Annotated in this window: 12 protein-coding genes; 6 read left to right on the top strand and 6 right to left on the bottom strand. The window is 52.0% G+C overall.

Going from position 1 to position 14,855, the window contains the following annotated elements; translation table 11 throughout:
• Positions 1 to 56 precede the first annotated feature (56 nt).
• Both LG202_RS12190 and LG202_RS12185 read left to right on the top strand, forming a co-directional pair.
• Positions 57 to 4,514: a beta strand repeat-containing protein gene (locus LG202_RS12190; RefSeq protein WP_230348640.1), complete on the top strand. Its 4,458-nt coding sequence runs from the start codon at positions 57 to 59 to the stop codon at positions 4,512 to 4,514.
• Positions 4,514 to 6,229: a peptidase domain-containing ABC transporter gene (locus LG202_RS12185; protein WP_230348639.1), complete on the top strand. Its 1,716-nt coding sequence runs from the start codon at positions 4,514 to 4,516 to the stop codon at positions 6,227 to 6,229. The genes LG202_RS12190 and LG202_RS12185 overlap by 1 nt, the downstream gene beginning before the upstream one ends.
• 72 nt (positions 6,230 to 6,301) lie before the next feature.
• Here LG202_RS12185 and LG202_RS12180 read toward each other — a convergent pair whose 3' ends face one another.
• Genes LG202_RS12180 through LG202_RS12155 form a run of 6 tightly spaced genes read right to left on the bottom strand, consistent with a single transcriptional unit; the run spans position 6,302 to position 9,936 of the window.
• Entirely contained in the window at positions 6,302 to 6,490 is a 189-nt protein-coding gene (locus LG202_RS12180) for a YqaE/Pmp3 family membrane protein (protein WP_230348638.1), read from the bottom strand.
• Between the two features lie 39 nt (positions 6,491 to 6,529).
• Positions 6,530 to 7,780 (bottom strand): diaminopimelate decarboxylase, encoded by a 1,251-nt coding sequence (lysA, locus tag LG202_RS12175; RefSeq protein WP_230348637.1) that lies wholly within the window; start codon positions 7,778 to 7,780, stop codon positions 6,530 to 6,532.
• 7 nt (positions 7,781 to 7,787) lie between these two features.
• The gene (gene lptM, locus LG202_RS12170) at positions 7,788 to 7,916 is read right to left on the bottom strand and encodes an LPS translocon maturation chaperone LptM (protein WP_230348636.1); all 129 of its coding nucleotides are present in this window, start codon (positions 7,914 to 7,916) and stop codon (positions 7,788 to 7,790) included.
• Positions 7,917 to 7,973: 57 nt separating this feature from the next.
• Entirely contained in the window at positions 7,974 to 8,663 is a 690-nt protein-coding gene (mtgA, locus tag LG202_RS12165) for a monofunctional biosynthetic peptidoglycan transglycosylase (RefSeq protein WP_230348635.1), read from the bottom strand.
• Positions 8,660 to 9,472 carry a shikimate dehydrogenase gene (gene aroE, locus LG202_RS12160; protein ID WP_230348634.1) on the bottom strand — a complete coding sequence of 271 codons (813 nt, stop codon included), beginning with the start codon at positions 9,470 to 9,472 and terminating at the stop codon, positions 8,660 to 8,662. The genes mtgA and aroE overlap by 4 nt, the downstream gene beginning before the upstream one ends.
• Before the next feature lie 8 nt (positions 9,473 to 9,480).
• Positions 9,481 to 9,936 carry a rhodanese-like domain-containing protein gene (locus LG202_RS12155; protein ID WP_230348777.1) on the bottom strand — a complete coding sequence of 152 codons (456 nt, stop codon included), beginning with the start codon at positions 9,934 to 9,936 and terminating at the stop codon, positions 9,481 to 9,483.
• Positions 9,937 to 10,186: 250 nt separating this feature from the next.
• On the opposite strand from LG202_RS12155, the gene glnA reads away from it, so the two are divergent.
• The 4 genes from glnA (at position 10,187) to ntrC (ending at position 14,767) form a co-directional block, all read left to right on the top strand.
• On the top strand, positions 10,187 to 11,596 hold the full coding sequence (glnA, locus tag LG202_RS12150; RefSeq protein WP_230348633.1) for a type I glutamate--ammonia ligase: 1,410 nt from the start codon (positions 10,187 to 10,189) through the stop codon (positions 11,594 to 11,596).
• Between the two features lie 109 nt (positions 11,597 to 11,705).
• Complete coding sequence (locus tag LG202_RS12145; protein WP_230348632.1) at positions 11,706 to 12,188, top strand: DUF4124 domain-containing protein; 483 nt, start codon at positions 11,706 to 11,708, stop codon at positions 12,186 to 12,188.
• A gap of 39 nt (positions 12,189 to 12,227) precedes the next feature.
• A complete protein-coding gene (gene glnL, locus LG202_RS12140; protein ID WP_230348631.1) occupies positions 12,228 to 13,325 on the top strand; it encodes a nitrogen regulation protein NR(II) in 1,098 nt (365 codons plus the stop codon).
• A gap of 53 nt (positions 13,326 to 13,378) precedes the next feature.
• On the top strand, positions 13,379 to 14,767 hold the full coding sequence (ntrC, locus tag LG202_RS12135) for a nitrogen regulation protein NR(I) (RefSeq protein WP_230348630.1): 1,389 nt from the start codon (positions 13,379 to 13,381) through the stop codon (positions 14,765 to 14,767).
• Positions 14,768 to 14,855 lie beyond the last annotated feature (88 nt).

The raw sequence follows: 14,855 nt of genomic DNA, 5'->3' as shown, positions 1-14,855 counted from the left end.
TGCAATGTTGCAGCCTAGCACTATGCCAGGCCACCAATTGAAAAAGGAGTACCACCATGGCAATTACCCAACCCGCAGTCACTGAACAGCGTAACGGCCCAAGCACCAAGCAAAACCACGTGACCAACGTCACGCGGGCAGAGGCCAGTGCAGACGGTATCATTCGCCTGACAGAAAGCCATGGCGCACTCAAGTCTGTCGATGTTGCCGATGTAGACTTGGTGCTGGGCTTTGCCGATGGCTCCTTTATCATCATCCCCAACGGGGCTCTTGACGCATTAGAGCCCAACGCCCCCAAGGTTGAATTTGGCGGCGACAAATTCAACACCAGCCTAACCGAACTGTTTCAGCAAGTTGGCACCGTGGATGCTGCCGATGCCGGCAACCTGCGCATCATCAGCGAAAACATCGACACCCGCCTGACCGAACTCCAGCCAGACGAGATCGACTACACCTCATTGTTCATGGCAATGAACAACCACACCTCAGCGCCATCAGCCCCGGCCGCCCCACTACCACAAGCCCAAACGCTGCCTGCCGCAGCTCAAGTACAACGCGGCAGCCTCAATGGTCGAGGCAATAATAGTGGTGAAGCAATGGATGCGATCATTCCACCAAGGGTGGATCAACCGTCGACTTATCGGTTGGGGAATCGGGTGGAGACTGCAGAAAACTTGAACATTGGCTTGCCTGTCATTAATGGCAGCCTATATAACGATGAAAGCTTCAAGGTAGCGGGAGACATCTCACAAACTGGTTTACCCACTGGTGCACGTGATGCATCACAAGCCGAAGATTCTGTTTTCAATTCCACCGCGCGGAATGCCTCCAGCCAAGCACACAATGAAGTGATTACCGGAACCAGTGGTGACGATAACATTCACTGGAATACGGCTGGCTTCTCCTCCAACGACGAGACTTGGAGCAAAATATTTCATCTCAGTACCAACGGGTTGGACAATATTGACACCGTCAGATTAACCTCATCCGATACTTTACCTCCAGGCTTTAGCATCACAGGACCAGGAGTAACATCTGTCACTAGCAACGGCATCACTACATGGTTTATTAATCCTGCATCATTGAATGCAGATGGCTCTATCGATTTAAATATTACCTACGATGTTGGTGGTACCCTTACGACCCCCGACTTCACGATTAATGCTTATATCAAAGGCACTTCCGGCCCATTCACTTTCGAAGTAGGTAAAGACTTCTACTTTCGATACATTGATGCAACCACCGCCGATGATTTTATCGCCACCAAGAATGGCGAAGCCATTATGGTGCTTCCAGCCAATGGCATCGGCTATAAAATAGACGGCGGCGACGGCAATGACATCATCAGCGCTGGCGCAGGCAACGACACATTGATTGGCGGCCATGGCACCAATCAGCTTGATGGCGGCTTGGGGAACAATACTGCCAGTTATGAAAACATGATTGCTGGCCAGAATGTCAGTGCCTCTCTTGTTTCAAATACAGGCACTGTCAGTGGCGGTGTTGCAGCCGATACGTATGCGAATATCCAGAACCTGACGGGGGGTGCTGGCGATGATTTACTGGAAGGCAATGCTGGTGCTAACCGTCTGATTGGCGGTGACGGCAATGATACTTTGGTGGGGGGCGGTGGTGCAGATACACTTGATGGTGAGGGCGGCATCGATACCGCCAGCTTTGCAGGGTTGCAAGCAGTATCCGTGACTTTGAATCAGGCGGGCACAGGCACTGCCACCAGCGCCAGTGGCAATGTCAGCCTGATTAAGATTGAAAATCTAATCGGCACTGCATTCAACGATACATTCAGGGTTTCCGTCGCGCCAGGGGATTCTGGCGGGGTAAAAAGCGGTGTGATCAATGGAAATGGCGGTAACGATACGCTGATTTACACCGGCGTTAGCGATCACCTTGATGTGGACTTGGTATCGGGCACGGTGAATGGCATCACCAACATCTTGAGTGGCATTTCCAATATCACGACAGGCAGTGGCAACGATGTAATTGTTGCGACTAATGATGCCAACCGCATTGATGGCGGAACTGGCAATAATACTGTTGATTTCAAGTATGCAGGTTCTGCTATCAGCGTAAATATCGAAGATACCACGGTAGAAACTTTGGTCAGCGGTGGTAGCGGCGCGGATGTGTTGCTCAATATACAGAATATCAATGCCACCGACTTCAACGATACGATCACGGTTGCCAACTTTGCCAGTGTGATCAACGCGCGTGATGGCAATGATACCGTCACAGCAGGCAATGGCAATAACACCATAGACGGCGGAACGGGCGATAACCGCATCAGTGTTGGTAGCGGCAACAACACGATCACTGCCGGTGCAGGCAATGACATCATCATCGCGACTAATGGCAACAATACGATCAATGCTGGTGATGGCGCGAACAATGTCACGGTGGGTGCTGGCAACAACAACATCACGACAGGACTGGGCAACGATACGGTATCTGCCGGTGGAGGCAATAATTCCATCAATGTTGGCAATGGCAATAATCTGGTTACTGTTGCTAACGGCAATAACACAATCATCTCCGGCACAGGTGCTGACACAGTGTCAGCCGGAAGTGGTATCAATTCGATTTTCACTGGGGATGGCAATGACGTCATCACGGTGGGCAATGCCCAGACCACTGTGGATGGTGGTGCCGGTACGGACAGGCTTACCTATGTTGGCGTGACACAATCCTTGGTCGTCAACCTTGCGGATGGCATGGTGACGATAGATGGTGGCAATCAGGCAGTCAGGGTTAGCAATATCGAACATATTACGACCGGCAGCGGCAACGATACGGTTTATGGCAGTGCTGTCGCCAATGAAATTAATACTGGTGATGGTAATGACAGTATTGAAGGCATGGATGGAAACGATACATTAAATGGCGGGGCCGGAAACGATACTATCCATGGTGGTAACGGGGATGACCGAATTCTAGGGGAAGATGGCAATGACTCCTTGGTGGGTGATGACGGCAATGACACCCTGATTGGAGGCGCTGGGGCTGATGTGCTCGATGGTGGCAACGGCATTGACACTGCCAGTTACGAAACTTCGACAGGTGGTGTTACGGTCAAGCTACTCACCAGTGCCTTAACAGGGGTTTCTACAGTGATAGGTGCAGTGGGCATCTCAGGGGATGCTGCTGGAGACACCTTAACCAACATCAATAACTTGAGAGGCGGCAGCGGAGCAGATGCGCTTTATGGAGATAACAATGCCAATCTGATCGAGGGTCTGGGGGGCGATGACACTCTGGAAGGCATGGGCGGCAACGATACCCTGATCGGTGGCGGTGGCAATAACACCGCGACCTATTTCCATGCCGACAATGGCGTCTATATTGACCTCTCTACTACTGCTTCGATAAACGTCGAGCATACCTTCAATAACTATGGCATCGCGGTGACGCTCCAGGCTGCCACGGCCCGGGATATTATTGCCGGGGACAGCGCCCAGCTTGGCACTGCGGGCACAGGCACGCTGGGAACCTCCATAGGGACAGACAGTTTGGTGCAAATACAGAATTTGATAGGTACCGAATATAACGATTTTCTCAAGGGCGATAGCGGTGCCAACAGAATAGACGGTGGAAGTGGTCGCGACTTCATCATTGGCGGCAATGGTGCCGATACCCTGCTAGGTGGTGCCGGTGACGATACGATTTATGGTGGCGTGGATACCACCGGCGCAGGAGATGCGGGTAATCTCATCATAGGCGGTACTGGCCGTGATCTACTTTACGGCGGTGCAGGTAACGACACGATTTATGGTGATAATCAGGATACAACCCCAGGCAGTGGAGGCAACCTCAACAGTAACAATGACACTATTTATGGTGGGGCTGGCAATGATCTTATCTATGGAGGCGGAGGAGATGACAGCATTATAGGCGGGCTGGGGAATGACACTATATTCGGCGGTGATGGCAATGACTGGATTGATGCCCGTCTCGGCCAGGATGTCGTCTCAGGTGGCAGTGGCAATGATTACATCATTGCTTCAGTCAACGTAAGTGGGGCATCCAATACTCCTACACCGTTCCCCGACCGCTTTACTAGCATCAATGGGGGTGATGGCCGGGATACCTTGAAACTAGAGGGTTTTGTGGATGGACAGAACTACAATCTCTCAACGTTCTATACAGGTAGCGGTGCTGGTGGTGCAAAAGTGACAAATGTTGAAGTGCTTGATGTGAAAGGCGATGGATCACTTAACAATTTTGTTATCGATGCCATCACCATTAACAATATTGTCAATGGTGCCAATAGCACACCTACCGCATCCCAATCAGTTGCCATCACGATATACAACGATGCGCCAACCAATGCTGGTGATCCTACTACAGGCGATAGATTGACGATTTCAGATGCCTACTATAATAATTTTGCAACTACAGTCTCCGGTGCTACTGGAGTGGATTACTTTATCTATGCCTCTGCAGCAGATCGAGATGCGAGTACCAATGCGATTGCCACGGTTCACTGGTTAACCGCTTGATGATTGAGCATAAAAAATCTCCCCCAATTGCTAGTCTTTGGCAATTATTCCGCAACCAGTGGTTGGAGGTAGGACTCTCCAGCCTTTTGATCAACAGCGGTCAAATCCTGCTGCCGCTGTTCTCCATGCTGGTGTACGACAAGATCGTCAGCAACGGGGTTTTTGAGACATTGTGGGCCCTGGTGATCGGCATGTTGATCTTCATCGCGCTAGACGTGGGTATGCGTATCACGCGCAACTGGACAGTGGAGCGTGTGGCAGCCGATATGGCGCGCAAGACGGATGAAGGGCTGTGGCACAAGCTGCTTGCTGACCGTGACATGCCGGCAGGCGGCGTGGCGACTTTCCTCGCACATTATCGTGATTTGACCAATGCGCTGAATTTCGTTTCTTCCACCTATCTACTGGCAATTGCAGATTTGCCATTCTACCTTCTGTATCTATTGGTCATTGGCTTTATTGCCTGGCCGATCATGATTCTGGTGGGCGTACTCACACTTATTTATGCTGGCATAGGCTATCTCGTACAGCGCCAGACTTTGCGTCTGAACCGCGATGCTGAGAAAACCTCCACCCAGCGTATGGCCTATATTGGCGAGATATTGCAGGGCATGGAGGTAGTGCGCACCATTCCAGGCGTCACCGGCCTATTGCAAGGCTGGCGCACGCAATCAGATAAAGTAAGTGAACTGGAAGCCGCACGCAGGCTTTCTGCCAGCCATAGCAACACGCTCTCGGCAGGCATGATGACCTTCACCACGGTAGCCGTGCTCACCCTAGGCGCCTACCTGATCGAGGCACGCATGCTGTCTGTAGGTGGCCTCATTGCATGCTCACTGCTGGCAGCGCGCGCCATGATGTTGGTAACCTCGCTATATCTGGTACTCGGCAAATGGGAAGATTTTGCACGCTCGGCCAAACGGATGGACGACCTGCTGGAATCCGGCAAGGCTGCGCACGGCGTCAGCCAAGACATTGCACAATCCGCGCCGCATGCCTCCTTCAAGGTGAACAAGCCAGAAGCTAAGGGTGACATCACCCTGTTGCGTCTGACCAAGCGTTATCCTGATCGCCCTGCTGCACTGGATAACGTCAGCCTCAACATTATCGCGGGCGAAAAAATCGGCCTGCTGGGCCGTCCAGGTGCAGGCAAGAGCACGCTACTCAAGCTGATAGCAGGATTAAGTATTGCCGATGAAGGTGAAATATTAATTGATGGCTATGAGCTGCATGCCATTGCCCCTGAAGACCGTGCACGCTGGATGGCTTACAAGCCACAGGAGCCTGTGCTGTTTGCAGGCACGTTGGAAGCCAATTTATTGCTGGCTGGTAGCAAACCGCAGAGCGAACGCCTGCAACGCGCATTGTGGGCCTCTGGCTTAGAGGATGAACTCAAGCAAGGCAGGCTTACGCTCACCATGGCCATTGCTGACCGTGGTAGTAACCTCTCCGGCGGCCAACGTCAGAAAGTTGCCTTGGCAAGAGCCTTTGCCCAACAAAGCAACATCCTGCTACTGGACGAACCTAGCCTAGGCCTAGACCCCGAAGGCGAACAACTCTTGGCCCAGCGCCTGCCGCAAGTGATCTGCAATGGCAACCTGGTCATGATCAGCCATAGCGCCGCCATGATGACGGCAGTACAACGCATCATTGCCATGGATAGCGGCAAGATTGCCGCTGATGGGCCAAAGGAAAAGCTCCTGAGGCCTGCCTAAATATCCTCATGCAAAAGACAATAAAAAAGCCAGCAAATTGCTGGCTTTTTTATTTTAGGGAAACCTCCCAGGTTACTTCTGCAACGCTCTCTGGATTTTCTGGTCAGTCTTGTATTCGCTCAGCGCATATACGGACCAGATCGCAGCAGGCAGCCAACCGATAATGGTAATTTGCAGGATGAGGCAGATGATGCCTGCAATCGGGCGACCTATGGTAAAGAACTGCAACCAGGGTAGGAAAATGGCAAGTATCAGGCGCATTTCAATCTCCTTTTATCTTTTTTGACTTGTCGCAACAGTTTAGCCGAGAATCTTTTCCAGGGCGAACAGTTGCTCTATGGTTTCACGCTGGCGGATCAGGTGAACCTGATCACCATCCACCATAATTTCAGCCGCTCTTGGGCGCGTGTTGTAGTTTGAACTCATGCTCATGCCGTAAGCACCAGCAGACAGAACTGCCAGCAGGTCACCTTGCTGCAATGCCAGTGTACGGTCATGTCCGAGGAAGTCACCGCTCTCACACACCGGGCCGACAATTTCATATACCTGAGCCTTAGATTGATCAACTGCCGGGGTAATAGCAGCGATCTCATGATACGCGTCATACAACGCTGGACGCATGAGATCGTTCATCGCGGCATCGACAATCGCAAAATTCTTGGCTTCGGTATGCTTCAGATATTCAACCCTGGTGATCAAGGCCCCGGCATTACCGACCAATGCACGCCCTGGCTCAAACACCAACTTGACCTGACGATCACCTAGCTTCTCAAGCATAGCCGCTGCGTATACGGCGAAATCTGGCGGGGTTTCATCTGCATAACAGATACCAATGCCACCACCGAGATCAATATGCTCGATATGAATGCCTTCTGCCTCAAGCTGATCCACCAGCACCAGTACGCGATCAAACGCATCAAGGAAAGGAGATAGTTCCGTCAATTGCGAGCCAATGTGGCAATCCACCCCATGCACAGCGATGTGCGGCAAACCAGATGCGCGCTTATAAAGGCTAAATGCATCTTCGTAAGCCACGCCAAACTTGTTGTTCTTGAGGCCTGTTGAAATATAAGGATGCGTCTTGGCATCAACATTCGGGTTGACGCGCAATGACACCGGGGCCACTTTGCCTAACCGAGCAGCGACTTCATTGAGTCTATCCAGCTCACTCGCAGATTCAACGTTGAAGCAGAAAATCCCGGCGCTTAATGCCGCTTCCATTTCACCCTCGGTCTTACCCACGCCAGAAAACACCACCTTGGCAGGATCGCCACCAGCAGCCAACACGCGGGCCAGTTCACCGCCGGAAACAATATCAAAACCAGCGCCTAGTCGGGCAAACAGGTTGAGTACCGCCAAACTAGGGTTGGATTTCACCGCAAAACACACCAGATGATCAGCTTTTTCAAACCCGGCATCGAAGCGGGTATAGGCCGATTCCAGCGCGGCACGGGAATAAACGTAAGTGGGTGTACCGAACTCTTCGGCAATGCGGTTCAACGGTACATTTTCGGCATGCAGGATGCCATTTTTCAACTGAAATGGATTCACAGACAACTCATCGAGAAGGTTCTTGTTGCGGCAGGGGATCCTGCGGATACTGCTTTTCCGGGATATAAAGATCGCCCTTGGTGCCACAGGCCGCCAGGGTCAGGCTTGCAATCAGGATCAGGAAGCAGAGGCGCATGTTGTTTAAATTCAAAAGGTTTATTTTAACACAAGCCTATCGCGGCTTTATCACGCATCACGGCACCGCAGCATAGCGCATGCGTGACTCAATAATGCCCGTTTTGCGCACTAGCCCTCTCGCTTCACGGTGCTTGTCATAATACTTAGGGTTAGGAATCATCGCCGCCAGTTTCGCCGCCTGCCCTGCGCTAAGATTGGCAGCGCTGGTTTTGTAGTAATGCCGTGCCGCCGCTTCGGCACCAAATACGCCATTACCCCATTCGATGACATTGAGATAAATCTCGAAAATGCGGCGCTTGCTCATCATGCGCTCCAGCATCCAGGTAATCGCCACCTCTTCCAGCTTGCGCCATGGCGTGCGCCCGGTGGAAAGAAACAGGTTCTTGGCAAGCTGCTGGCTGATAGTAGAGCCACCTGCGACAATTTTGCCTTTTTGCCAGTTTTTTTCGTATGCCTTCTGGATACCATCCCAGTCGAAGCCCTCATGACCAACAAACTTGGCATCTTCTGACGCAATCACTGCACGTTTGAGGTTACGGGAAATTTTCTGGTATGCGACCCATTGATGCTTGAGCGTGGCATCGGGGTTTTCCTCTTGCAAGGTGCTTAAGCTGGTACGCATGAATGCGCTACTCGAGGGGTTATGCTCCACCCACCAAAGGATATGCATGAATATCCATAATTGATACAGCACCACCAGCACAATCACCAGCAGCAAGCCTCGCCAAAACCATCGCTTGATCATGATGCGCGCATTGCAGAAATAACGGGAGTAGTATCCGGACGCACCTGCCGCCATAGATAAAATGCTTCCGCTGCCTGCTCTACCAACATACCCAAGCCATCTGCAATTCTTGCCACGCCTTCTTCACGGGCATATTGCATGAAAGGCGTTTCGCGCCCATACATCATGTCATAGGCCAGCGCATCAGTGGCAAACAAGCCAGAGGACAATGGCAGCCGCTCGTTGCTCAAACCACTGGAGGTCGCGTTAATTACTACATCAAACACTTGTCCTGGCAATGCATCAAAACTGTGCGCTGCCAGCGATACACCAGCAGCACTTGCGCGCGCTACCATTGCTTGAGCCTTATCCACACTACGATTGGCAACGGACAGGGTTGCTGGAGATGCCTCCAGCAATGGCCCCAACACGCCCTCAGCAGCCCCTCCCGCTCCAATCAGCAACACGCGCTTGCCTTGCAGGGGAAATTGCAGGTTATGCAAAATGTCGCGCACCAAACCCACGCCATCCGTATTGTCACCCCGAATGACTTGGTTACTAAAACTCAATGTATTCACAGCACCGGCCTGACGTGCGCGCGGCGTCAACTCTGTTGCCAGCTCATAGGCCTCAAACTTAAAAGGCACTGTGACATTGGCTCCAGAATATCCCTGGGCTTGCATCTCCGCGACAGTAGCAGCAAAGCCATCCAGTGGCGCAAGCACCTTGCCATATTCAAGCTGCTGCCCTGTTTGCTGCGCAAATGCAGCATGAATGAGCGGCGATTTGCTGTGCTCAACCGGATGGCCGATGACTGCGTAACGATCCATACTCACCCTCAAGCGTTGGTCCAGGGCAGGCCAGCCGCTTTCCAGCCATTGATCTGGCCACGCTGCTTGCTATCTGGGGTAGACTCCCCTTCAAAACCTTCCAACACATTGTAGGCTTCGGCATACCCAGCCTGGGCTGCCACAACAGCAGCATTATGAGAACGCCCGCCCGTGCGGCAGAGAAACATCACCAACACCTCATGATCCACTTGCTTATCTAGCTGTGACAAGAAATCAGGATTAGCCACCATGCCAGGGTAGAACGCCCACTCAATGTGGGTAGCACCAGGAACACGCCCCACTAGCTCAAGCTCCGCTTTGGTGCGTACATCAACCAGCTTAGCGGCAGGTGCCAAATCCAGTACCTTTTGCGCCTCCTGCGGCGTCAAAGCACCCGCATAAGGAAGCCCATGCTGTTCAGCACGTTGTTTTGCATTTTGCAAAATAGCACTCAAGGTTTCCATCATCATCTCCTCACCCTCTCAGAAATGCGGAGTATAGCGCCAAATCGCCCGGCAAGATTCAACGCACAAATATGGTGCATAAAACCGGGGTAACGCAATATTTTGGTGCACAACATGGAGTTCTCTTTTATAACCTTATGTGTAAAAATGAGAAATTGCATGAATTCAATGGCACAGTTCATGCTTCATGCTAGTGTCAAGCATAGTGCTTAAATAACCTTCTTAATTCAAAAAGAGCTAGGAGAATCAAATGGCGGTGGCCGACGTATTAAAGCTTGTGAAGGAAAACGACATCAAGTTTGTCGATTTTCGCTTTACTGACACCAAGGGTAAGGAACAGCACGTAACCGTGCCAATTTCCGCATTCGACGAAGACAAGTTTACTGAAGGCCACGCTTTCGACGGGTCTTCTATCGCTGGCTGGAAGGGTATTCAGGCATCTGACATGCTGCTGATTCCAGATCCAGATACTGCCAACATCGATCCGTTCATGGACGAACCCACTCTGTTCCTGACCTGTGACGTCATCGATCCTACCGATGGCAAGGGTTATGACCGCGACCCACGCTCTATCGCCAAACGCGCTGAAGCTTATCTGAAGTCCAGCGGCATTGGTGATGCAGCTTACTTCGGCCCAGAACCAGAATTCTTCATTTTCGACTCCATTAACTGGTCTGTCGATATGAGCGGCAGCTCCGTCAAGATCAACTCCGAAGAAGCTGCATGGTCCTCCAACGACAAATTTGAAGGCGGCAACACTGGCCACCGTCCTGGCGTTAAAGGCGGCTACTTCCCCGTACCTCCAGTTGATTCCCTGCATGACATTCGCTCCGCGATGGTCATGACAATGGAAGAGCTGGGCGTGCCTGTAGAAGTGCACCACCACGAAGTAGCAACTGCTGGCCAATGTGAAATTGGCACCAAGTTCAGCACACTGGTACAGCGCGCTGACTGGACACAAATCTTGAAGTACGTTGTGCTGAATACAGCACACGCTTACGGCAAGACTGCCACTTTCATGCCTAAGCCAATGTTCGGTGACAACGGCTCCGGTATGCACGTTCACCAATCCGTATGGAAAGATGGCAAGAACCTGTTTGCAGGCAACGGCTACGCTGGCCTGAGCGAATTTGCTCTGTACTACATCGGCGGCATCATCAAGCACGCGCGCGCACTGAACGCTATCACCAACCCTGGCACCAACTCCTACAAGCGTCTGGTTCCTGGTTTTGAAGCTCCAGTAAAGCTGGCTTACTCCGCCAAAAACCGTTCTGCTTCCATCCGCGTTCCTTTCGTACAATCCGACAAGGCTCGCCGTATTGAGGCTCGCTTCCCAGATCCTACTGCCAATCCATACTTGGCATTCAGCGCATTGCTGATGGCCGGCCTGGACGGCGTACAAAACAAGATTCACCCAGGTGAGCCTGCAACCAAGGATCTCTACCACTTGCCACCAGAAGAAGATGCAGCTATCCCAACTGTTGCCTCCTCGCTGGAACAAGCGCTGGAAGCCCTGGACAAGGATCGCGAGTTCCTGACCCGTGGTGGCGTATTCTCCGAAGACTGGATCAACTCTTACATCGACCTGAAGATGGAAGAGGTGACCAAGCTGCGTCAGACTCCGCATCCAATCGAGTTCAGCATGTACTACAGCATCTAATCGATGCGATAGTCAAAAAAGCGGGGAAACCCGCTTTTTTTATGCCTGAAATCGGCCTCATCAATAATTGCCTGCACCAGGCTTCTGCTCTACACTCAATCTCATGAGAATGTTCCAACTGCCTTTTATTAGCTTGTTTGCCTGCATCATCACTTCGATGACCGCCCAGGCCGACATCTACAAGAGTGTGGATGAAAATGGCCATGTCACCTACTCCAACGTCCCCAGCAAAGGAGCGACAAAGCTGGAGATAGATCCGCCACCGCCAAGCACCACAACACAACCCAAAACAAAGCCTCAAGCGACTCCTAGCAATTTTCCGCGCGTGGATAGTCAAACCCAGAAAAAGCGTGACGATCAGCGCAAAAAAATATTGCTAGAAGAACTAGAAGCTGAAAAAGCCGCTCTGGAGGAAGCTAAAAAAGCTTATACCGAGGGCGAATCAAAACCCGAGGTATACCGTGGGGCCAATGGCAAAACTTATCGCAATGTCGCGAAATTCGAGGAAAAAATGCAACAATTGCAGGCCAATGTGGATGCGCACGAACGAAATGTGCAGCTTCTGCAAAAAGAGTTGGAGGCGTTTAAATAAGCAGCATCCAACTGGCCTGGCTTTTGCTTAAAAGAAGCCATGGAACATAAAATCCCCCCCTCATTCGCAGGCCTTGAACACTTATCAACGGCTATCCTCCTGCTCGACCAGCAGCGCCATGTCGTTTATGCCAACCCCGGTGCCGAGGTGCTATTCGCCATCAGCGCTAAGCAAATTGCAGGTTTACCTGTCTCACAGGTTTTTCCCGGCTGTGACATTCTCGACTCGGCCATGGAACATGCGATTAAGCATCACAGCCCATTCCGTGAGCATGAATTCCCCATTACCACGTTACGGCAACAATCTTTTGCTGTCACCTGTACCGTCACCCCGGTAGAGCTTGATCCCGCGTGCCTAGTACTGGAATTCCAGCATATGGATCAACAGCTACGCATCGCGCGTGAAGAACGCATGCTAATCCAGCAACAAGCCAATGCCGAGCTATTGCGCAATCTGGCCCACGAAATCCGCAACCCGCTCGGTGGGCTTCGTGGCGCGGCACAATTGCTGGAGCATGAACTGCCACAAGTCAGCCTTCGCGAATACACCCAGGTCATCATCAAGGAGGCAGACCGCCTACAATTGCTGATGGACAGACTCTTGGTGCCACACCGTGTACCCAAGTACGAGCCAACCAATATCCATGAAGTACTCGAACGTGTGCGTAGCCTGCTATTGGCAGAATCGCCGCGAGGTATACAAATCCGCCGTGACTATGACACTAGCCTGCCAGAGCTAATCGGTGACCGCGAGAAACTCATTCAGGCCGTATTGAACATTGCCCGTAACGCGGTGCAAGCCATGCAGAACAAACCTGGTACGGAGTCACCTGAAATCATCTTGCGTACAAGAGCAGCACGCCAAGTCACATTGGCGAAAAAGCGCTACCGAGTCGCTATCAAGCTGCAAATCATTGATAACGGCCCCGGTATCCCGCCAGAAATTCGCGAGCGAATTTTTTACCCGCTGGTATCAGGGCGCGAGGGTGGCACCGGCCTAGGCCTGACACTGGCGCAAACATTCATCACCCAGCATCACGGTATGATCGAATGCGAAAGCGCGCCTGGACACACCAGCTTCACCATACTGCTGCCAATTGAAAGCACAGCGATGAAAGCTTACATTGCAAGACAATAATCTATAAAAACAACGCCTTTTTAATAAAAGACAGACTACAACAGGTAACCATCATGAAACCGATCTGGATCATAGACGACGACAAATCCATACGCTGGGTATTTGAAAAAGCCCTGGGCCGCACCGACATGGATTTCAAGACTTTCGCATCGGTACCCGAAGCCTTGAATGCCCTGACCCGGGAAGAGCCACAAGTCATTGTCAGCGACATTCGCATGCCCAATGGTTCTGGCCTCGATTTCCTGCACGAGGTAAAACAACGCCATCCAGATATTCCCGTCATCATCATGACCGCCTATTCCGATCTGGAAAGTGCAGTTGCCGCATTCCAGGGTGGCGCTTTTGAATACTTGGCCAAGCCTTTCGATGTTGACCAGGCGATTGAAATCATCCGCCGCGCAGTAGATGAAAGCATGCGCCAGGCAACTGAAGTGGTGATGCAAGAAGAAACACCGGAAATCATTGGTCAGGCCCCCGCCATGCAGGAAGTGTTTCGTGCAATTGGCCGCCTGAGCCGCTCGCATTCAACCGTGCTGATTAACGGTGAATCCGGCACCGGTAAAGAACTTGTAGCGAGCGCACTGCATCGCCATAGCCCGCGTTTCGACAAGCCTTTCATCGCCATCAATACTGCTGCAATCCCCAAGGATCTGCTCGAATCCGAGCTATTCGGCCACGAACGCGGCGCATTTACCGGCGCGCAAGCTGCACGGCGCGGACGCTTCGAGCAGGCTGACGGTGGCACCTTGTTCCTTGATGAAATCGGTGACATGCCCTCCGACCTGCAAACTCGCCTGTTGCGCGTTCTGTGTGATGGACAGTTCTACCGTGTTGGCGGACACCAACCAGTCAAGGTCAATGTGCGCATCATTGCTGCAACACATCAGGATCTAGAAGAAAGAGTGAAACTAGGGTTGTTCCGTGAGGATTTATTCCATCGCCTCAACGTCATCCGCCTACGCCTGCCACCCCTGCGCGAGCGACGTGAAGACATCCCCTTGCTGGTCAAGCACTTCCTGCAACACAGCGCCCGCGAACTGGGTGTAGAAGCCAAGCAGCCATCCACCGCTGCCTTGCGCTACCTCGGTACGTTAAGCTGGAGCGGTAATGTGCGCCAACTGGAAAACGTCTGCCACTGGCTCACCGTGATGGCTCCCGGTCAAAACATCGACATCGCTGACTTGCCACCGGAGCTGAAAGAAGACGCGGCCAAGCCTGCTAGTGCCACCTCATGGCAAACGGCACTGGCCTCTGAGATCACTGACGCACTCAATCGCGGGGAGCATGACATCCTCGATAGCCGCACCCAGCAATTCGAGCGCATTCTCATCACCAAAGCCCTGCAACATACGGGTGGACGCCGGATCGAAGCAGCCACACAGCTAGGCATGGGCCGCAACACCTTGACGCGTAAAATACAGGAATTAGGCATCGACGAATAAGCATCAATAGATTGCGGACAAACTAAAATGCCGGGCTAGCTCCGGCATTTTTATTGCTACATCTGCAGCACAATAAAAAAACGGCACC

It is taken from the genome of Methylobacillus methanolivorans (assembly GCF_054588515.1).
Note: the sequence above shows the minus strand (reverse complement) of the source record. Positions and strands in the feature narration are given on the sequence as shown.

Bases quoted from the DNA above. Each gene is read 5' to 3' on its own strand.
- LG202_RS12190 (WP_230348640.1), top strand. From the start codon at position 57: ATGGCAATTACCCAACCCGCAGTCACTGAACAGCGTAACGGCCCAAGC.
- LG202_RS12185 (WP_230348639.1), top strand. From the start codon at position 4,514: ATGATTGAGCATAAAAAATCTCCCCCAATTGCTAGTCTTTGGCAATTA.
- LG202_RS12180 (WP_230348638.1), bottom strand. From the start codon at position 6,490: ATGCGCCTGATACTTGCCATTTTCCTACCCTGGTTGCAGTTCTTTACC.
- lptM (WP_230348636.1), bottom strand. From the start codon at position 7,916: ATGCGCCTCTGCTTCCTGATCCTGATTGCAAGCCTGACCCTGGCGGCC.
- mtgA (WP_230348635.1), bottom strand. From the start codon at position 8,663: ATGATCAAGCGATGGTTTTGGCGAGGCTTGCTGCTGGTGATTGTGCTG.
- aroE (WP_230348634.1), bottom strand. From the start codon at position 9,472: ATGGATCGTTACGCAGTCATCGGCCATCCGGTTGAGCACAGCAAATCG.
- LG202_RS12155 (WP_230348777.1), bottom strand. From the start codon at position 9,936: ATGGAAACCTTGAGTGCTATTTTGCAAAATGCAAAACAACGTGCTGAA.
- glnA (WP_230348633.1), top strand. From the start codon at position 10,187: ATGGCGGTGGCCGACGTATTAAAGCTTGTGAAGGAAAACGACATCAAG.
- LG202_RS12145 (WP_230348632.1), top strand. From the start codon at position 11,706: ATGTTCCAACTGCCTTTTATTAGCTTGTTTGCCTGCATCATCACTTCG.
- glnL (WP_230348631.1), top strand. From the start codon at position 12,228: ATGGAACATAAAATCCCCCCCTCATTCGCAGGCCTTGAACACTTATCA.
- ntrC (WP_230348630.1), top strand. From the start codon at position 13,379: ATGAAACCGATCTGGATCATAGACGACGACAAATCCATACGCTGGGTA.